This window comes from Paenibacillus selenitireducens (assembly GCF_002021565.1).
GTDB lineage: Bacteria > Bacillota > Bacilli > Paenibacillales > Paenibacillaceae > Paenibacillus_K > Paenibacillus_K selenitireducens.
The window spans coordinates 101,329-120,405 of the sequence record NZ_MSZX01000008.1 but is presented as its reverse complement, the minus strand read 5'-3'; the positions used below and the strand labels follow the sequence as shown (position 1 = coordinate 120,405).

General features: G+C 46.7%; 15 protein-coding genes. 9 read left to right on the top strand and 6 right to left on the bottom strand.

Annotated features, from left to right (window positions below; translation table 11 throughout):
* The first annotated feature begins 3 nt into the window (after positions 1–3).
* The 4 genes from BVG16_RS19900 to BVG16_RS19885 all read left to right on the top strand — a co-directional run bounded on the left by BVG16_RS19900 (position 4) and on the right by BVG16_RS19885 (position 6,875).
* On the top strand, positions 4–1,674 hold the full coding sequence (locus tag BVG16_RS19900) for a type 2 periplasmic-binding domain-containing protein (protein ID WP_078500862.1): 1,671 nt from the start codon (positions 4–6) through the stop codon (positions 1,672–1,674).
* 87 nt (positions 1,675–1,761) lie between these two features.
* A complete protein-coding gene (locus tag BVG16_RS19895; protein WP_233147108.1) occupies positions 1,762–3,678 on the top strand; it encodes a sensor histidine kinase in 1,917 nt (638 codons plus the stop codon).
* Positions 3,653–5,212 carry a response regulator gene (locus BVG16_RS19890; RefSeq protein ID WP_078500860.1) on the top strand — a complete coding sequence of 520 codons (1,560 nt, stop codon included), beginning with the start codon at positions 3,653–3,655 and terminating at the stop codon, positions 5,210–5,212. The genes BVG16_RS19895 and BVG16_RS19890 overlap by 26 nt, the downstream gene beginning before the upstream one ends.
* Positions 5,213–5,240: 28 nt before the next feature.
* The gene (locus BVG16_RS19885) at positions 5,241–6,875 is read left to right on the top strand and encodes a cellulase family glycosylhydrolase (RefSeq protein ID WP_078500858.1); all 1,635 of its coding nucleotides are present in this window, start codon (positions 5,241–5,243) and stop codon (positions 6,873–6,875) included.
* Positions 6,876–6,967: 92 nt separating this feature from the next.
* Here the strand turns inward: BVG16_RS19885 and BVG16_RS19880 are convergent, their stop codons facing one another.
* The 4 genes from BVG16_RS19880 to BVG16_RS19865 all read right to left on the bottom strand — a co-directional run bounded on the left by BVG16_RS19880 (position 6,968) and on the right by BVG16_RS19865 (position 10,892).
* A complete protein-coding gene (locus BVG16_RS19880) occupies positions 6,968–8,017 on the bottom strand; it encodes a Gfo/Idh/MocA family protein (RefSeq protein ID WP_078500856.1) in 1,050 nt (349 codons plus the stop codon).
* Positions 8,018–8,250: 233 nt separating this feature from the next.
* Positions 8,251–9,102, bottom strand: a complete 852-nt coding sequence (locus tag BVG16_RS19875) for an SDR family oxidoreductase (protein ID WP_078500854.1) — start codon at positions 9,100–9,102, stop codon at positions 8,251–8,253.
* A gap of 13 nt (positions 9,103–9,115) precedes the next feature.
* Positions 9,116–10,195, bottom strand: coding sequence for a mannonate dehydratase (uxuA, locus tag BVG16_RS19870; RefSeq protein WP_078500852.1), 1,080 nt, complete (start codon positions 10,193–10,195; stop codon positions 9,116–9,118).
* Positions 10,196–10,214: 19 nt separating this feature from the next.
* A complete protein-coding gene (locus BVG16_RS19865; RefSeq protein WP_408635355.1) occupies positions 10,215–10,892 on the bottom strand; it encodes a GntR family transcriptional regulator in 678 nt (225 codons plus the stop codon).
* A 97-nt stretch (positions 10,893–10,989) separates the two neighbouring features.
* Here BVG16_RS19865 and uxaC point away from each other — a divergent pair, with 97 nt between their 5' ends.
* The 4 genes from uxaC to BVG16_RS33405 all read left to right on the top strand — a co-directional run bounded on the left by uxaC (position 10,990) and on the right by BVG16_RS33405 (position 14,889).
* On the top strand, positions 10,990–12,411 hold the full coding sequence (uxaC, locus tag BVG16_RS19860; RefSeq protein ID WP_078500850.1) for a glucuronate isomerase: 1,422 nt from the start codon (positions 10,990–10,992) through the stop codon (positions 12,409–12,411).
* 803 nt (positions 12,412–13,214) lie between these two features.
* Positions 13,215–14,081, top strand: a complete 867-nt coding sequence (locus BVG16_RS19855; protein ID WP_198957508.1) for an SPFH domain-containing protein — start codon at positions 13,215–13,217, stop codon at positions 14,079–14,081.
* Positions 14,082–14,099: 18 nt separating this feature from the next.
* Positions 14,100–14,294 (top strand): hypothetical protein, encoded by a 195-nt coding sequence (locus tag BVG16_RS19850; RefSeq protein ID WP_078500848.1) that lies wholly within the window; start codon positions 14,100–14,102, stop codon positions 14,292–14,294.
* Positions 14,284–14,889: a hypothetical protein gene (locus tag BVG16_RS33405; RefSeq protein ID WP_078500846.1), complete on the top strand. Its 606-nt coding sequence runs from the start codon at positions 14,284–14,286 to the stop codon at positions 14,887–14,889. The genes BVG16_RS19850 and BVG16_RS33405 overlap by 11 nt, the downstream gene beginning before the upstream one ends.
* A 99-nt stretch (positions 14,890–14,988) precedes the next feature.
* Here the strand turns inward: BVG16_RS33405 and BVG16_RS19840 are convergent, their stop codons facing one another.
* Together BVG16_RS19840 and BVG16_RS19835 are read right to left on the bottom strand one after the other, a co-directional pair.
* Positions 14,989–16,269: a glycoside hydrolase family 27 protein gene (locus BVG16_RS19840; protein ID WP_078500844.1), complete on the bottom strand. Its 1,281-nt coding sequence runs from the start codon at positions 16,267–16,269 to the stop codon at positions 14,989–14,991.
* Between the two features lie 85 nt (positions 16,270–16,354).
* Complete coding sequence (locus tag BVG16_RS19835) at positions 16,355–17,221, bottom strand: helix-turn-helix transcriptional regulator (RefSeq protein ID WP_078500842.1); 867 nt, start codon at positions 17,219–17,221, stop codon at positions 16,355–16,357.
* A gap of 313 nt (positions 17,222–17,534) precedes the next feature.
* Between BVG16_RS19835 and arfA the strand changes: the two genes are divergently transcribed.
* Positions 17,535–19,040 (top strand): arabinosylfuranosidase ArfA, encoded by a 1,506-nt coding sequence (arfA, locus tag BVG16_RS19830; protein ID WP_233147107.1) that lies wholly within the window; start codon positions 17,535–17,537, stop codon positions 19,038–19,040.
* Positions 19,041–19,077 lie beyond the last annotated feature (37 nt).

The following is a 19,077-nucleotide window of genomic DNA, read 5'->3' as shown; positions in this document are numbered from 1 at the left end:
CGTATGAATACATCACGAAAATTTGTTGTTATGTTGTTGACATTGCTCATGGTGTTTACGATGGCCGCATGCTCGAATAGCAAACAGGAGGCCACGGCGCCTGCACCTGCCAAAGAAGCGGAAGCCGCGACACCGGCTCCGACATTGAATGCGGATGAACCGGGCTGGAAAGCTGCGGCGGCAAATCCGATTACATTCGATTGGTACATGAATTTTTCTTGGTTCAATAAGAAATGGGCAGACGATGCCACAAGCACGTATGTGACGAAGAAGACAGGCGTAAAGGTTAACTTTATCGTCCCGGCAGGCAACGAAAATGAGAAGTTGAATACCATGATCGCCTCAGGCAAGCTTCCAGACTTTATTACGCTGGGCTGGTATGAAGAAGCAGTCAAGAAAATGGTAGCAGGCAAGCTTGTACTTCCACTAAATGAACTTGCGGACAAGTATGACCCGTATTTCTATAAAGTGGCTGATCCTGCGAAGTTAGGTTGGTATAAGAACGATGATGGCAACGTATACGGCTATCCGAATGCGTCATCTTCACCAGAGGATTACAAGAAATATGGTGAGAATTTTTTCTCGAACCAAACCTTTGAAGTGCGCAAGGATATGTATGAAGCCATTGGAAGCCCGGATATGAGCACGCCGGAGGGGTTCCTGAAAGCATTGCAATTGGCCAAAGAGAAGTTCCCGGATGTTAACGGGCAGCCGTTGATTCCACTAGGCTTGCATGAGTTTACAGAGACAGGCAACTACTCGCTTGAAGGGTATCTCCAGAACTTTTTGGCTATTCCGCAGCAAAAAGACGGCAAACTATATGATCGTAGAACAGATCCGGATTATGTTAGTTGGTTGAAGACGTTCCGTAAGGCCAATGAATTGGGCTTAATCGCGAAGGATGTATATATTGATAAGCGTCCGCAAATGGAAGAAAAAATTGCGCAAGGCCGTTATTTCGCGATGTTGTACCAAAGATCGGATTTTGCAGCCCAGAATACCGCTCTCTATCAAAAAGATCCGAATACAGCTTACATCGCGGTGAATGGACCTGCGAACTCGAAGAAAGAAGCGCCGACGCTATCTGGTCCAGGCATCTCGGGTTGGACATTGACGCTCATTTCGAAAGACGTGAAGGATAAAGCACGCGCCGTTCAATTTTTAAGTTATCTGCTAAGTGAAGAAGGCAACAAAGATCTATTCCTTGGAGAAAAAGGCGTGACGTACGATACAATCGACGGAAAAGATCACTTCTTACCGGAAGTCGTAAATTTACTCAACAAAGATCGTAATGCGTTCGACCAAAAGTATGGTGCGTCCTTTACATATTGGATGCTGATGGATACGAATATGAACCTGCAATGGGCTTCGCCGAGCGTTGATCCGCAGAAGCAAATGGAAGAATGGACGCGCGGCAAGGCGATCAGTATGTCTGAATTCGATAATTTAGATCCTTCAAGTACATCGGAGGAAGGAATTTCAGGTAGCAAAATTGCACGTAACTGGGGAAAAGCTCTGCCGAAGATGTTACTTGCTAAATCTGATGCCGAATTTGATGACATCTTTAATAAATTCGTGAAAGACCGTGCTGCTGCAGGAATTGATAAAATCGATGCCTTCCGTCAACAAGCATACGAGAAAAATATTCAGAAGCTGGAAGCTTTGAAGAAATAAGAACGTCATAGCGTATTACATTGGCCTGGGCTTTCGCGAACCGCGAAGACCTGGGCTAATGATCATCATAGGCTGGAAGTGATCATCATGATTAACGGGATTCAAACCTGGGGAACGAGAATGTCAGATTATATAGGTAGTATGTCGATCCGGGTGAAGCTGATCATTTCGTTTATTCTGATCATCTTAATTCCAATCATCCTCTTATCGTGGTATTTGTTCCACGATGTCTACTTAAATACGATTAAAGATATTACCAGGAAAAATCAATATATTTTGGATATCGAGAAATCTAATATTCTGAATAATATGGATATCATGGAACGAACGGCCCAATTGTCGCTTTCCAATAGTGAAATTAATGATTACTTACAAAGTACGGAAGAGCCGGATGTAAAGAGTCTCATCGATTTACGAATGAAGACGTTCAGCACGTTTCAATACTTCCTGTTCAACAACCCGAACATTGCGAATATCCGCATATTCACAGACAATCCGAATGTATCGGAGTTCTGGCCGGTGATCTTCAATGAACGTCGCATCGTCAACAAATATTGGTATCCGAAAGTGATGCACCAAGGCGGAATTGTATGGTGGGAAGTGAACCGGAGCGATACGGATGCACTGGTTACGGTATCCCCTGATTTTAACCGCACCTCGTTATACGTGTCTCTTCTTCGGGAATTTATGAAGTTGGATAACAGTCATAACGGTATTTTGGAAGTGAATATGGAGCTCAAAAATTTCTTCACGAAGACCTTTAGTCTTATTCAGGATCGGGACTCGCAGATGATGATTATTAGCCGTGATGGCAATACCTATACCAATGATCAAGCGGATTTATTCAAGCTGGCAGCACCTGCTGAAATCTCAAGACAATTTAGCATGCATCCGTATGTATCTGGCAAAAGTATCTCGATTACGATACAAGGGCAGCCTTTCTTGTTGATTTCTAGCTACATTGAACGTCTGGATGTATACATTGTCAACGTGGTTTCGTTAAAAAACACCATATCCGACATCAGCAAAATACGAAATAAAATTATTCTCGCGACATTTTTCCTGATTGCTATTCTTTCATTAAGTTCCTATTTTCTACATTCGTTAATTTTGAAAAAGCTGAAGATCTTGCGGGAATCGATGAAAAAAGTGCGGAATGGTGATTTCCAGGTAGATATTCAAATTCGCGGGACGGATGAGGTCGGAGAGCTCGCGCACCACTTCCGACAGCTATTGAAGCAAATTAACAAGCTCATCGTCGATGCGGTTAACCGCCAAGCAACAGCGAAGGAAGCAGAGCTAAAATCGCTCAAAAATCAAATCGATTCGCATTTTCTCTATAATACACTGGAAAATTTGAAAATGATGGCGGAAATCGAAGCGCAGTATACGATTTCCGACGCGCTGACGTCGCTTGGCGGCATGATGCGTTATAGTCTGAAATGGACTAGCCATCATGTGCGCTTGAAGGATGAAATCGGACATATCCGCAATTACATCGCCATTATGAATATTCGATACGACCATCGGCTGGAGCTAGTCTTGGATATACCCGCCGCTTATTTGGATCAAGAAGTTCTGAAAATGTCGTTGCAGCCGATCATAGAGAATGCCGTGAAACATGGCATGCGGCTCGAACAAACGCAGAAACCAAAGATGACCATTACAATCCGCGCTTATACGGAGCTTGAGGATATGATGATCGAAATTGAGGATGACGGCATTGGCATGTCAAGCCGCAAGTTATCGGATTTGAACCAGAAGATTCAGATGGATGAAGCGGACTACCAAAACATAGGCGATCATATTACGGAATCGTATCAAGAAGGATCAGGAATTGGACTTCGCAATGTGAACCAACGCATATCGATGTTTTATGGGAAAGACTATGGGATTCGGGTGGAGAGCAAGGAAGGAAGCAGTACGCTCGTGACCATGTCGCTGCCTTATTTCATGTTGTCAGGAGGTCTATCTGCCCATGCGCAAACTACTGATCGTCGATGACGAGAAGAACATTCGGTTAGGTCTCAAATCCATGATTGATCGGCAATTCTCGGGTCAATACGTTTTTTATTTTGCCAGTGATGGAGAAGAGGCACTTAATATCGTAGAGAATGAAGCGATAGAGATGTTGATTACTGACATTCGTATGCCTGTGATGGATGGGATTTCCCTCATTAATCAGCTGCAGGACCGCGAGAATAAGCCCGCTATCATTATACTTAGTGGATATGATGAATTTCAATATGCCAAAGAAGCGATCCGGTGTGAAGTGAAGGAATATTTGCTTAAGCCAATCGTGCGGGATGAACTATTCCAAGTGCTGAATCGCTTGGAGACCGAATTAACCCAGAAAAAGGCGATCCAAGAACAGCTTGTCCGTTCCCAACTCATGAAGGAAGAATATGCGGAGGGTCAATTGAATTATGTTCTTATGAATGATCAGGTGACATCGGATGAAATTCGTGAACGATTATTGAAGGTCGGACTCGATTGGATGGATCAGGGGTTTTATGTCGGATTGATTAAAATCTCGGAGAACGGGCAACCGGACCAACGGATTCACATGGGTTCCAAAATGGATTGTTTATTGAGATGTGCATGCGATGCGCATTGCACCCGTTTTGATGATAAGAACGGCAAGGTTGTCATGCTTTCGAGCCAGCTAGAGGTGCTTGAACATGTCACCAGTCAGATGTCACACGATCATTTCTATACGTTCCGGATTGGGATAAGCGAAAGGCTAGAAAGGGTGGAATATATTCGGGAAGGATATGCGCAAGCCGGAAAAGCCTTGAATTACTTCATGGTGCAACATGGCTCGGGAGCTATTCATTATCATGCCGTTCAGATGAAGAATGCAGATTATGAGCTGCCACTTGATGAAGTGAGGAAAATCGCGAATATGCTGGGAACGGGCCGCGATGCCGAGATGATGCGCTTACTGGTCTATGTGTTGGATATGAAGCGAATTGCTCACTATGAGATCGGTTATCTAGAAGGGATTAGCCACGCGTTGAATGAACTGGTGTTCGATAAAGTATGCCATGTCTATGGAGAGGAGTCGATCGAGATTCTTCGGCTCTACAAGCTGGTAGGGAACATCTATAATTTCGATCATTATCAGGACTATTACCACAATGTAAAAAGCTTGCTGCAACGTTTGAATGATTATGTGGGGCAAGTGCGATCAGTGCATAATGGCCGCAAGGAAATGCAGCGGGCATTACAGTACATTCAGGACCATTATGACCAAGATCTGAATATGGCGATGGTGTCTAATTATGTTTCCTTAAATTATAGCTATTTCAGCCAAGCCTTTAAGGAATATACCGGTGAAAGCTTTGTTGGTTACCTGCGGAAGCTTCGGATGGCCAAAGGAAAAGAATTGCTGGAGACAACGGATTTCAAAGTCTATGAGGTCAGCGCCAAGGTCGGCTTTGAGAACGTGAAGCATTTTACGCGCGTGTTTCGGGAGATGGAAGGGATCTCACCGTTAGAATATCGTACGCAACGTGAACTTTTGCATCGCAAATAAATGACGATGAAGAACTGGAGGGAACGAAATGAATGCCGTGCGCAACGAGGTTGTAGGTTTTGTAAAGGCAGAGGGTCGCAAGATACGGAACGGGGAAGGGTATGAACTGTTGCTCCGCGGGGTCGGATTGGGGAGCTGGCTGCTGCCCGAAGGCTATATGTGGCGGATGCCTGTGCAAGGGGATCGTCCGCGTCGCATTGAACGCATGGTGGAGGACTTGGTCGGACGGGAGAAGGCTGAGCAGTTCTGGGAGATCTATTATGATCGTTACACATCGGAAGAGGATATTCGTCAGATTGCTGTCGAAGGATTTAACTCCGTTCGGGTACCGATCAATGCGCGTATGCTCATTGAAGATGGTGAGCCGGTCACATTCAGAGCCGGTCGTATTGAGCTCATTGACCGTATCATTGCGTGGTGCCGATCTTACGGCCTGTATGTAATCCTTGATCTACATGGTGCTCCCGGCGGTCAGACAGGTGCGAATATCGACGATTCTGAACAGGATCAACCCGAGTTATTTATCCATGAACATTACCGTCGTATGACGATTGAGTTGTGGAGAATGCTGGCTGAACGGTATAAGGACGAATGGATTGTGGCAGGGTACGATCTGCTGAATGAACCACTTCCCGACTATTTTGCACAATACAATCATTTGGTTATGCCGCTGTATAAGGATATTGTAGCTGCCATACGGGAAGTGGATTCGAAGCATATGATTATTCTTGAAGGCGTGCATTGGTCCACGGATTGGTCTATTTTCGGCGAGAAGATCGACGATAACCTCATGCTGCAATTCCATAAGTACTGGAACAACCCGGATACAGAGAGCATTCAGAAGTATCTGGATACGCGAGAGGCTTGGGATGTGCCGATCTTCATGGGCGAGGGTGGAGAGAATAATAAGGAATGGTATACGGGGGCGTTCCGATTATTCGAAGATCATGATATTTCATGGAATTTCTGGACGTGGAAGAAGATGGAGACAGCGAATTCTCCGTGTTCTGTAATGAAGCCGGCAGGTTGGGAGTTGTTAGTTCAGTATTTGGAAGGCGGGGATCAACCGGATCTGGCGACGGCGGAGAAGATTTTATGGACTTATCTAGCTCATATCGATTTCCACGCCTGCGAATATCATCCGGAGATCGTGAATGCATTGCTCCGCAAAGCCCCAGTTCGCATACCGTCGATTTTTTACGGTTATCGGGGAGAAGATGTGAGCTTTGGCGTCAAAGCGAAGGTGGAGCAGCATATCGGGTTCCGGATTCAGGACGGGGTGAAGATGTTCTTCGTGGAAGGCGAGCGGGACAAGGCGAACTTCCAGCATGGCGGCGGACATCGTTGGCATGATGACGAACGGATTTGCGTGGAGCTTGCTCCCGGTGATTGGCTAGCCTATGAGTTTATGATCGTGCCAGAGGAGAGTAAAGCCCGATACGAGCTGACCTTGCTATTATCTTCCCCGCACGGCGAGGGTAAGCTTCTCGTTACGCTGGATGATCAGCAATCGGTATCTCTGGATGGAATCGGTGAGGCGTGGGAGACCATTGTCGTCAAACCGATGGTGTCGATGGAACAAGGTACGCATACCATCGTTGTGCAGGCACAGCATCATCCCGTTAGAATGGAATGGCTGGATATTCAACCCGTGCAAGGTTAGAAGGGAAGTCAGGTATTTTACATCCACATAACGAAGAGGCTCCTGTCGGATCAGATGTATCCGCAGGAGCCTCTATTTATTGGAGCATGGTATTAGAACTTGATGACTTCTCCTGTCTCAGCAGATACGAAGGCGGCATCGATGATTTCCATAATATGCAGAACTTCTTCATTCTTAATGAATGGTTCGGCATGCCCTTCGATCACATCGATGAAATTGGCATAGAATTCTCTCACATCAGATTCCACGATAGGAAGCGGGAGCTTCACCACGCTATCTTCTCCGCGAGGCGCCATGGTCTTCGTAAAGCCGGCTCCAGCGACAATCGGCTTCGCATCCTTCTCTTCAAAGGATTCCAAGCGCATCATTTCGCCCTCCAGGTTCCAGCCCCGAATGGAGGCGGTGCCTTCGGTTCCGCAGACATACCAATGCGGTAAGGATTGATAGTTGAGCGTACCGACTTCGATCAGAGCGGTTTTTCCACTCTCGAACGTCAAGAGCAGCTTAAATCCGTCGTCGCATTCATCCTTCCAGACATAGCTGAATTCACAATATAGCTTCGATAGTTTTTCGTTGAACATCATGATGATGCGGTCAATCAAATGCACGCCCCAGTCCAGCATCATGCCTCCACCGTAGGCTTTGACATGCCGCCAGTCGCCCGGTATCCCGCGGGAACCGTGAATTCGCGACTCGACATTGAATACGTCGCCAATTAATTGTTCATCGAAGATTTTTTTGACTGTTAAATAGTCATTATCCCATCTGCGATTCTGATGGACCATAAATTTACGCCCAGTGCGTTCCGTGGCTGCGATAATGTCGCGCATTTCGTCAGCGTTTAACGTGACGGGTTTTTCACAGATCACATGTTTACCGGCTTCGAAGGCATCGATGGCCATGTCTTTGTGCAGATGGTTCGGGGTGGCGAGCAGAATGATATCCACTTCCGCATCTTGCAATATATCTTCGAATGCCTCGTAAGTCTTATAGCCAAGCTCTCGACCGGCTTCCAGACGATCCGCTTTGAGGTCGCATACGCTCACCACGCGAATCTTTTGATTATCTTCGAGCATGCGTCCATGCTGACTGCCCATGCCTCCAAATCCTACGATACCAAGTCCATATTTTCCATCCACCATGCTACATTCCTCCTATACATTGAAACCGATTACAGTTCTAATGTGACAGCCCCACATCACGTATGAATTGACATCACGGGGACCAAGTCGTTGATACGATTTCAGCGTAATATAGTGATAGCGTTATGGCTGTGTGAATAGTCACACAGCATGTATTAATTATCGGGTTTGTCATTGTTCAAAGAAGCGCCTTCCGTCCTTTGAAAAGGATACTGGAGGGCGCTTCTGCTTGTTTATACGCCAGCGTATGCCATAAATCCGCCGTCGATCGGAATGACCGTACCTGTCACGAAGCCGGACATCTCATCATCGGCGAGCCAGAGGAGGGTTCCGAGCAGATCCTCAGGTTTCCCAAACCTCCGCATCGGGGTATGCGTAATGATTTTATGAGAGCGTTCTGTAAGTGAGCCGTCTGGATTCTTGAGCAGGTTCTCATTCTGCTTTGTTAAGAAGAAGCCTGGGGCAATCGCGTTGACACGAATACCCGATTCTGCGAAATGAACGGCCAACCATTGTGTGAAGTTGTTGATGGCTGCTTTGGCTGCGCTATAGGCAGGAACCTTCGTCATTGGCGAAGGCGCACTCATCGAAGAAATGTTGATTATGGTGGCGCCTGCTTTATTCAGCATATGTTTTGCGAAAATTTGCGTTGGAATCAATGTCCCCACGAAGTTCAAATCCAAGACATGTCGGAATCCCGTAACGCTTAAATTGAAGAACGTTGTGAGATCTGGAGCCTCTAAATCTTCAACGTGGAAGATTTCATTCGTCGTGTTCGCGCTGGGGTGATTCCCGCCAGCACCATTGATGAGAATATCACAGGTTCCGAGTTGCTCCGTGACCGTGTCTGCGGCTTGTTGAACACTTTCAGCATTCGTAACATCACAGCTTATAGCTATTGCACGACCGCCGATAGCTTCAATATCCGCGACGACTTCAAGTCCTTTCTCTACGGTACGGTTCAGGATGGCCACATGCGCGCCTTGACGAGCAAGCTCAACGGCCATCACACGGCACAGCACCCCAGCACCACCGGTAATGACTACGACTTTATTTTCTAGTGTCGGATGTTTCGCCAAATTCATCCTCGTTCGCCTCCTATTGTTGTTCCGCGCGAATACGTTCGCGTTCTAAGGAATCCCATACGCCCCACAAGTACATAATGCCAAGCGCGCGGTCGTATAGACCGTAGCCTGGGCGGCATTTCTCATTCCATAAATGTCGGCCGTGGTCAGGGCGTACATAGCCTGTGAACCCATTTTCGTGATAAGCCTTAACGACATCGGTTATATCGACGGAGCCGTCACAAGCACGATGTGAGGTTTCGATGAAATCGCCATTCTCATATACACGGACATTACGGATATGAGCGAACGGAATCCGATCTGCGAAGGTACGAATGATATCACCAAGATCATTATCCGGGTTGGCCCCCAAAGAGCCTGTGCACATCGTCAGGCAGTTGGACGGGCTGTCCACAAGGTTCAGCATGCGCTGAATACTCGCTTTGCCTGTCATTATTCTCGGAAGGCCGAAGATAGGCCATGGCGGGTCATCCGGATGGATGGCCATTTTGATTCCGTTAATTTCGGCAACTGGCACAATTTGCTCGAGGAAATATTTCAGGTTATCCCACAAGTCTTCTTGCGATACGTTCTTATAGGCTTCGAAAAGTTTTGTTAAATGCTGCAGACGTTCCGGTTCCCAACCAGGCATCGTGAAAGTGGAGTTGTCATTAATTTTACGGACCAACTCCATCGGATCCATCTGATCAACCAGTGCTTTTTCGAAAAATAGCGCGGTGGAGCCGTCTTCCATTTCCTTAAACAAATCCGTGCGTGTCCAATCGAACACTGGCATGAAATTATAGCAGATGACTTTGACGCCAGCTTGACCTAATTTCTCGATCGTGCGCTTATAGTTCTCTATATAGCGGTCCCGGGATGGCAGCCCCAGCTTAATATCTTCATGTACGTTCACACTTTCGACCACGTCGATATGAAAGCCGTGCTTTTCAATCCATACTTTTTCTTGCATAATGCGTTCCATCGGCCATTCTTCCCCGGCTGGAATATCGTGCAGGGACCAGACGATGCCTTCTACGCCTGGAATTTGCCTAATTTGATCGAGCGATACAGAGTCGTTGCCTTCGCCATACCAGCGAAATGTCATTCTCATCTGTTTTCACACCTTTCGTTTATTTGAAATAAGTTGGATATTTTTCTTTCAGCAGCACGAGATCGTCGATCGTTAAATGTAGATGTTCCTTCATTAACTGCTCCGCGCGATCCGCGTCTTTGGCTTGAATCGCTTGAACCATTTCTTGATGCTGCAGGTAGAGATGATCCCAATGGTGATCCGCAGAAAGTCTGAGCATTCTACTGCGATTCAAATGAGCATTTATCTGTTGAATGACGGCCCACGTATTACTCTTCTTGCAGCCTTCGAAGATCGTGCGGTGAAATGCTTCGTCAAGCTCGAACATTTGTTTATAATCCTGATGTTCCATCGAAACTTTCTGAAGTGAGACGTTCATATGCAGCTTCGATAAGAATTCGTCAGGGAAGCTTTGGCTTGCTAAGCGAATGACGGCCCGTTCCAATTGTTCACGCATGAACCTGGCTTCCTCGACGAGTTCTGGATCGATAAGGGAGACCGTGGTTCCACGCTGCGGGTAGATTTCTAATAAGCCTTCCTGAGCAAGACGCTGGAAGCTTTCTCTCACCGGCGTACGGCTGACCTCAAGCAAGAGGGAGATCTCTTTCTCCGAGATGCTCGTACCGGGTGCGAGTTCCATGGTTAAAATCTGTTCTTTAAGCGTCAGGTACACGGCATCGCGTGTTGAAGACGGCTGTATTTTTACTTTTAAATCCACCAGGTGACCACCTTTCATATTCCACGCTTCCATACTACCATACAAGTATGGTAGTATGGAAGCGTCAATCATTTTAAAGATATGAGGAGGGACCTCAATGTCTACATTTATCCATGAAGACTGGTTGCTTCAGAACAAGAGCGCCCAAATTTTATACCATGATTATGCGAAAAAGATGCCGATCCATGATTTTCATAATCATTTGACTCCGGCCGAAATTGCAAGCAACCGACAGTTTAACAATATGACAGAAATTTGGTTAGGCGGAGATCACTATAAATGGCGTGCCATGCGTTGGCTTGGCATAGAAGAGCGTTTCATTACAGGGGATGCGTCCGATGAAGACAAATTTATGATGTGGGCGAAATGCGTTCCCTATACGGTAGGCAACCCGCTTTATCATTGGACGCATTTAGAGCTTGCGAGGTACTTCGGTATTCATGAGCTGCTGTCTGAGGACACTGCAAGAGGGATCTGGGAGAAGTGCAATGAGAAACTGCAGGATCCGTCCATGAGCACGAACGGTATTCTGAAGCAGTTCGATGTTAGAGTCGCTTGTACAACAGACGCTCCAACGGATTCGTTAGAGCATCATCAACAGATTGCGAAAAATCCGGATATCGATACGGTTGTCGTTCCGTCCTTCCGGCCCGACCGAGCGTTGGATGTCGTCCATGCGACGTTCAAGGATTACGTGCAGGAATTGAGTGGGAGTACGAAATCCGGTCAGACGATCACGACCTATACGCAATTTATTGAGGCCCTCGGGGAGCGGGTCGGATATTTTCATGAGCAGGGGGGACGGGTGTCAGATCATGGATTTGAGACACTCCCGTACGTTCCCGCGAATGAGCAAGAAGTCTCGTTCATTTTCAGCCGTGCGTTGAATGGAGAGACCCTCTCGCAAGAAGAGATCCATAAGCATCAATCCTTCACCATGCTGCATTTAGCTGGATTTTACCATCAGTATGGTTGGGTGATGCAGCTCCATATTGGAGCGATTCGGAATAACAATGAGCGTATGTTTAAGCTGCTCGGGAGAGATACCGGGTATGATTCCATTCTAGACTATGATCTGGCACGGTCATTGAATGCGTTCCTGAATCAGCTGGAGCAATTCAACCAGTTACCGAAGACGATTATCTACACGTTAAATCCTACCCAATATGAAATGATTGCTTCGGCGATCGGCAATTTCCAGGCGGCAGGGATTCGCGGCAAGGTTCAAATGGGTTCAGGCTGGTGGTTCCATGATCAGAAGGATGGCATGATTCGCCAATTAACCGCTTTGTCGAGCATTGGACTCATGAGTACCTTTGTGGGTATGCTGACGGATTCGCGAAGCTTCTTGTCGTTCACCAGACATGAATACTTCCGGCGGATCTTATGTAATCTCATGGGAACCTGGATCGAAGAGGGTGAGCTGCCAAGCGACTTTACATTCATTGGGGGCATCATCGAAGATATTTGCTACAATAATGCGAAGCAGTATTTTGATATTCGCGGCCTGTCCGTGTAAGGCAGGTATCGCATGCAAAAGAGCTATTGCACTCTCGGAGGGAGAGGGCGATAGCATTTTTGTGTTGGTTAAAAGCGGAGGCGACCTCGGAGGAGTAACTGGTGGGTTATGCGCAAACGGTATGTGACTAGCATGATGTGTTTAGCGCTGCGTGCTAAATGGTACGTGACTAGCATAGTGTGTTTAGCGTTACGAGCTAAGCGATTCATTCTGGGCCAGCATACTCGCGCTATACTGGATAAATCCACTAACTTAGGCTCTTTCGGTGCGATTTCACTCGCTATACTGGATAAATCCAATGGAATGGGCCGAAAATGCCTCCTGAATGCTAATTTCCACCCTCTATATTGGAAACGTCCATTATAGGTACGGGGAAAGGTGTTGGTGATGAGGCTATGTTGGATAAATCCAGTATAGGTGGGGGAAAGGTGTTGGTGATGAAGTTATATTGGATAAATCCGGCATAGAGGTACGCGAAAAGTTGATGGCGAGGAGCTATATTGGAAATCCAGGATAGGCGCGAAGTAGTGATGTTGGTGAAGCTATACTGGATAAATCTAGCATAGATCCGCGAGAAAGTTGATGGTGCGGAGCCATATTGCTATATTGCACAAAACCAACATAGCCGGTTGGACCTCCCCAATTCTCTCCATTCAAAATGCTTGCTGCACCTATTAGGACGAAGCAGGCTTTTTGATATGGTCATTACGTGGATTTAAGATATAACCACCCGCTATAGTTTACAATATTAGTAAAAAGTGATATCATAAAGATATCTTAGAGATATTAAGGAGTGAGCTTTTATGCTGCAGGAGAAGAAGAGTCCTTATGTGAACGGGTTTATTGGATTGTTATTGGTATTGGTGTTAATCGGCGTCGGCGTATATTTGTTAGTGAATGGCGGGAACAACGGAAATGCTGCATTCATCGTCTTAGGTATCGTGCTCGAAGTGATCGCTTTGTTATTGATGACAGGCTTAACAGTTGTGCAACCGAACCAAGCGAACGTGATTACCTTTTTCGGTCAATATCTGGGTGTGATTCGTACAAGCGGTTTTTATTTAACTATCCCGTTCTCGGGGCATAAAAAAGTGTCCTTACGCGTACGTAACTTTAACAGTGCAAAATTAAAAGTGAATGATGTAGATGGGAATCCGATAGAGATTGCAGCGGTCGTTGTATTCTCAGTCGTAGATTCAGCGAAAGCATTGTTTGAAGTGGACGAATACGAGACGTTTGTTGAGATTCAGAGCGAGACGGCTTTACGTCATGTTGCCAGCAAATATCCGTATGACGGTGCGGAAGGTGCCGGGTTCTCCCTACGCAGCAATACGGAAGAGATTGCTCTCGAATTGAGCACGGAATTGCAAAATCGTCTTGCAACCGCAGGGGTTAACGTCATTGAGTCTCGATTAACGCATCTGGCCTATTCCACAGAAATTGCGAGTGCAATGCTGCAGCGTCAGCAAGCAACGGCAATTATTGCTGCTCGTGAGAAAATTGTGGAGGGTGCCGTATCCATGGTGCAATTAGCCATTCAAAGGCTGGAAGCGGATGGATCGGTTGAGCTCGATGATGAGCGCAAAGCAGCCATGATTAATAATTTGCTCGTAGCGGTCGTGTCGGATCGGTCTGCCCAGCCCGTGATAAATACGAGTACGCTATATTAATGGAGCGATCCATTCACCATGGCAGGCAAAAAGAAAAGCTTTCCTCTGCGCCTTGACCCGACCATTTACGAGGCTTTGGAGCGCTGGGCAGCGGATGAATTTCGAAGCGTGAATGGTCATATGGAATACTTGCTGCGTGAAGCGCTGAAAGAGGCGGGTCGTCTTCCTTCAGTGAAGCAGCAGAGGAAGGAGGCGGAGCCGGATGCAGACTGAATCGAAGAAACACGTTCGCAAAAAGTGGTGGGAGCCGAAGAGTACGGGGATTCTCCGTCAATATGCGCATGATTTCAACGGGACATACCATGAAGCTTCCTTCAAAGGGTTCAGCTATAAATCCCAGCATGTAACGGTAGGGGCCAGACACGGAGCTGGAACGATACAGGTTACAATTATTGAAGCAGGGAATAACAATGGAAGTTCGGCGGATACGATGGAGTTAACGTATACTTATCGGCCGCGACGAAAGTTGGAGTTTTATCTTTGTTCAGCGAAACGACTAGCCTATTCCTTTTTGCAGCAACGATTGCGTCCTACATCGATGCCGAATTCAGCCCTCATGAAAGTATTCAAAGGAGGAGCTACCCATCCGAGTATGCTAAGGTCATTATTGAAGCATGAGCAACTGAGTGATATGCTCCTCGAACATCCACATGCCGAAATACGGCTGAAGATCAAGGAACACAACGCGACGCTAACCTATAGAGAACGTGTCAAAAAACCGGATGGACAGAGTTTGTCGCAAGGTGTACAGCTCATGGAACGACTTCTTGATGCACTTCGAGAGCAAAGCGTGATGCATGAACAATGATTCATCGATGGAATGAATACATTAGAAAAAGAAACATAACAGCCCGCCTCTCAAAGAAGGCGGGCTGTTGCATGTTATGGTGACCCAAGGGTTTAGCTTCTACCGTAATTGCAGCAGCATCGAGCCATGGGCAGAAATCCGATGCTCGACACGATCCTGCACAGAGGATAGATCCTCTCGAGTCCATAGATCTCGAACTTGCTGCGGACTGGATAACCCGAGTTGGTCTAATGTTACCGTCACCGTCGAAGCTTCGTCACCTACATTGAACAAGGCAAGATAGGTCGTATCGTTGGGCCCTTTTGCAGTCCAAGCGATGTGTTGACCCTCACGAAGCAGAGGGCGATTGCTATGACTCTCGCGTAATACGGTGATCACTTCCTCATTGTTCAACAAGGATAACGTCCAGTCGTCGTTATCTCGAAGCTCGCCTCCAAACATCAGCGGTGACCGGAAGATGCACCAGAGCGTCATCATGGTTCTCTGCTCATCCTGCGTAAATCTTGTCCATCGATCACTTCCGCTGCCATCGACGGATCGAATCCCGATATGACCGAGGGGCAGCATATCTGCATCTGGCCAGTTTCCAGGCTCGACATGAGGGTACCATTGTTCACAGCGGTCGAACATCTCGAGGAGCAGAGACCAGTGATCCCAATAATCATCCGTCATGCGCCACATGTTCGCATTCTTCATGAGCGTCTCTGCATATTCGATGGGCGCAGGACCTGGCGATAGGCTGAGCACCATGTCTCTCCCGCATTGATCGATTGCATGTCGGATGAGCTGAATTTCGTCCAGATGCGAGTCGTACAGCCGTGATGCTGCGATATCATCCACCTTGACGAAATCAACGCCCCAAGAGGCATATAGCTGGAACAAGGAATTGTAGTATTCCTGAGCCCCAGGCTTGGATGCATCAACACCGTACATATCCGTGTTCCATGGGCAGATGGAATTCGTGTGTGCGATGTCTCTTGCTGTAGCTGTCGTCCCAAGAAGCGGCGTATTCGCATGTACGGCTTGCCTCGGAATACCACGCATGATATGAATCCCGAATTTTAAGCCCAGGCTATGAACATAAGCTGCTAAGGGTGCGAATCCATTGCCGTCTATGGCGGATGGGAATCGGTTCACGGCTGGCATAAGCCGAGCGTATTCATCCATTTCTAGGGGGACAAATGGACGGTATTGCGAAGAATTAGCTCCCGGTTCATACCACTGAATGTCTACGACAACATATTCCCAGCCGTATGCTTGTAAGTGTTCTGCCATGTATGCGGCGTTCCCGCGGATTTCATCCTCGCGCACACTTGCCCCGTAACAATCCCAGCTATTCCACCCCATCGGTGGGGTATTCGCAATTTTTAAGAAGTTCATCGAAATCATCCTCTCTCATGTATGGCTCTGTTATTCCATCATAAAAGAGAGCATGCGGCATCGCCATGCGAATGTTTTGCTGAATCTAGTACAATATTGCTCTTTCGCGGGAACGAAATTCATGAGGGGAACAACCGAACCACTGCCGAAAGACTCTAATCAAATAACTGCTGCTGGAATATCCGATTTGCAGCGCAATGTCCTCTACATTCAGATCTGTATTCCTCAATCGATCTATGGCTTGCTCCAACCGTACCTTTGTAAGATAGGTCAAGGGAGAGTATCCCGTATGCCGGGTGAATAAGCGGTTGAAATAGAACTTGGATAATCCAACATGTTCTGCGAGATCCGCGAGACTCTGAAGCGAACTGTAATGAGCCTCTAAATAGTCTGCGGCTTGTCTCACTTTTAGCGGCCAATCATAGGATTCTGCTTGCTCAGTATCCTGATCACGGAACAATTCCATAATGAATTGATAGACGTAAGAGGAGGCGAGGTACCCGTCCGTAATACGGTTTTTATCGGCTGCATGAATGATGCTGTGCAAATGGCGAATGATCGCGCTTGAATCAGGGATATTCTTGATCGAATCCCAATGGCGCAGGAGTTGTAACCAGGGCTCGGCCAGGTGACCCGGGTGAAAAAGTATGAAGCTCACATCCCATAAAGGGCTTGTTTCGGGTAGGAAATATCGGTGGGGGCTCGGAATTTCGACGAGGAAAGCATCACCCGGCTCGACCCGATGTATTTTATCGTGAATCAAAATATGTCCCCATCCGGCTAACGTATATTGAAATAAAAAGAGTGGTCCGTCTGCCCGAGTCATGCCATCCCAATGATATTGATGATCCGTGACGAGATCACGACCCACGGAATAAAGCTGACAGAACGCAGGGTCCATCGTTTCGCGGAAGGGGTAGACACGGATTTGCTGTGGTAAAAAGATCCCCATACATTCAAGCTCCTTCTGTATTCGATGTATTTCATTGTAACAGGTAGCCTGAAGCGATGAAAACTCGTTCGTATCGTGGATGCCGAAGATTCAGATACATTTATTTCATGACGTGGTACCATTTATAACCACCACTCACCTACACCGGTATGATTCTTCGAGAGGTGCTAGCAAGGATCACATTAATCTAATGCCGTGCAATTAACAAAAGTGTTGACCTTCCAGAATGAATTTGCTAACGTATGAATATAAATATTTTTATTAATACTTAATATATTCATTAAACAAATATCGCCTTGGAAGGATGATAACGATGTCGAATTTAAAAGCGAAAATGATCGTGGATAAGGCATTTAAGATTTCGGAAGTCGATGAACGGATTTATGGCTCTTTCATTGAGCATATGGGACGCGCTGTATATGGAGGGATTTATGATCCTGAACATCCCGCTGCCGATGAAATGGGCTTTCGGAATGATGTCAAAGAATTGATTCAGCAATTAAATGTACCGATCATTCGTTATCCCGGCGGAAACTTCCTATCCGGCTATAATTGGGAAGACGGCGTGGGTCCCGTTGAAGATCGTCCAAGACGGCTAGAGCTGGCATGGCGTACCATTGAGACGAATCAAGTTGGCACGAATGAATTTATGAAGTGGGCGAAGGACGTAGGCTCAGAAGTCATGATGGCTGTAAACTTGGGAACAAGAGGGATCGATGCTGCGCGTAACTTGATAGAGTATACGAACCATCCTGGAGGCACGTATTGGAGTGAGCTCCGTCGGAAGCATGGTTATGAGCAGCCGCATAAGATTAAAACGTGGTGCTTAGGAAATGAAATGGATGGACCTTGGCAAATTGGCCATAAAACCATGGATGAATACGGTCGCCTTGCGTTGGAGACAGCGCGCGTGATGCGTCTTGTGGATCCATCGATCGAGCTTGTATCTTGCGGCAGTTCGTCTTCTTCGATGCCAACATTCCCGGAATGGGAAGCGGTATCCTTGGAACATACATATGAAGCAGTCGATTATGTATCGCTGCATCAGTACTTTGGGAACCATGATGGGGATACGTCCAATTACTTAGCGCGTTCCATGGAAATGGATTACTTCATTCATACCGTGATCTCAACGGCTGACTATATTAAATCGAAAAAACGCAGTAAAAAAACCTTGAACCTAAGTTTTGATGAATGGAACGTATGGTACCACTCCAATGAAGCAGACAAGAAGTTAGAGCCATGGACGATTGCTCCGCCTCAATTGGAAGATGTCTATAACTTTGAGGATGCCTTGCTCGTAGGCAGTATGTTAATGACCTTTCTTCGCCGTGCGGATCGTGTGAAGATGGCTTGCATGGCACAGCTCGTAAATGTCATTGCGCCAATTATGACAGAGACAGGCGGCAGATCGTGGAAGCAGACGATTTTCTATCCTTATATGCATGCATCGCAATACGGTCGCGGTATTTCTTTGAAACCGGTCGTTTCCACGCCGAAATATGATGCGAAAGATTTTACAGACGTTCCATATTTGGACACAGCCGTGGTCTATAATGAAGAAGAAGAGGCGGTTACGATCTTTGCCGTGAATCGCCATCTGAGCGAAGCACTGAATTTGACGGTGGATGTCCGCAGTTTTGAGGGGTATCGCATTGTGGAACATATCGTGCTTGAGCATGACAACTTAAAGGCAGTGAACACAGCAGACGAGGAAGCGGTACGTCCACACTCGAATGGAGTGTCCCAATTAAATGACGGCATCGTAGAGGCACAATTATCCAGAGCCTCTTGGCATGTAATTCGCTTGAAAAAATAGTTCATAAGTCTATAATAGAAAGAGCCGTTCGAAGTCG

What these genes read in the sequence shown, in the direction of transcription:
- BVG16_RS19900 (WP_078500862.1), top strand. Translation starts at nt 4, where the DNA reads ATGAATACATCACGAAAATTTGTTGTTATGTTGTTGACATTGCTCATG.
- BVG16_RS19895 (WP_233147108.1), top strand. Translation starts at nt 1,762, where the DNA reads ATGATTAACGGGATTCAAACCTGGGGAACGAGAATGTCAGATTATATA.
- BVG16_RS19890 (WP_078500860.1), top strand. Translation starts at nt 3,653, where the DNA reads ATGCGCAAACTACTGATCGTCGATGACGAGAAGAACATTCGGTTAGGT.
- BVG16_RS19885 (WP_078500858.1), top strand. Translation starts at nt 5,241, where the DNA reads ATGAATGCCGTGCGCAACGAGGTTGTAGGTTTTGTAAAGGCAGAGGGT.
- BVG16_RS19880 (WP_078500856.1), bottom strand. Translation starts at nt 8,017, where the DNA reads ATGGTGGATGGAAAATATGGACTTGGTATCGTAGGATTTGGAGGCATG.
- BVG16_RS19875 (WP_078500854.1), bottom strand. Translation starts at nt 9,102, where the DNA reads ATGAATTTGGCGAAACATCCGACACTAGAAAATAAAGTCGTAGTCATT.
- uxuA (WP_078500852.1), bottom strand. Translation starts at nt 10,195, where the DNA reads ATGAGAATGACATTTCGCTGGTATGGCGAAGGCAACGACTCTGTATCG.
- uxaC (WP_078500850.1), top strand. Translation starts at nt 10,990, where the DNA reads ATGTCTACATTTATCCATGAAGACTGGTTGCTTCAGAACAAGAGCGCC.
- BVG16_RS19855 (WP_198957508.1), top strand. Translation starts at nt 13,215, where the DNA reads ATGCTGCAGGAGAAGAAGAGTCCTTATGTGAACGGGTTTATTGGATTG.
- BVG16_RS19850 (WP_078500848.1), top strand. Translation starts at nt 14,100, where the DNA reads ATGGCAGGCAAAAAGAAAAGCTTTCCTCTGCGCCTTGACCCGACCATT.
- BVG16_RS33405 (WP_078500846.1), top strand. Translation starts at nt 14,284, where the DNA reads ATGCAGACTGAATCGAAGAAACACGTTCGCAAAAAGTGGTGGGAGCCG.
- BVG16_RS19840 (WP_078500844.1), bottom strand. Translation starts at nt 16,269, where the DNA reads ATGAACTTCTTAAAAATTGCGAATACCCCACCGATGGGGTGGAATAGC.
- BVG16_RS19835 (WP_078500842.1), bottom strand. Translation starts at nt 17,221, where the DNA reads ATGGGGATCTTTTTACCACAGCAAATCCGTGTCTACCCCTTCCGCGAA.
- arfA (WP_233147107.1), top strand. Translation starts at nt 17,535, where the DNA reads ATGTCGAATTTAAAAGCGAAAATGATCGTGGATAAGGCATTTAAGATT.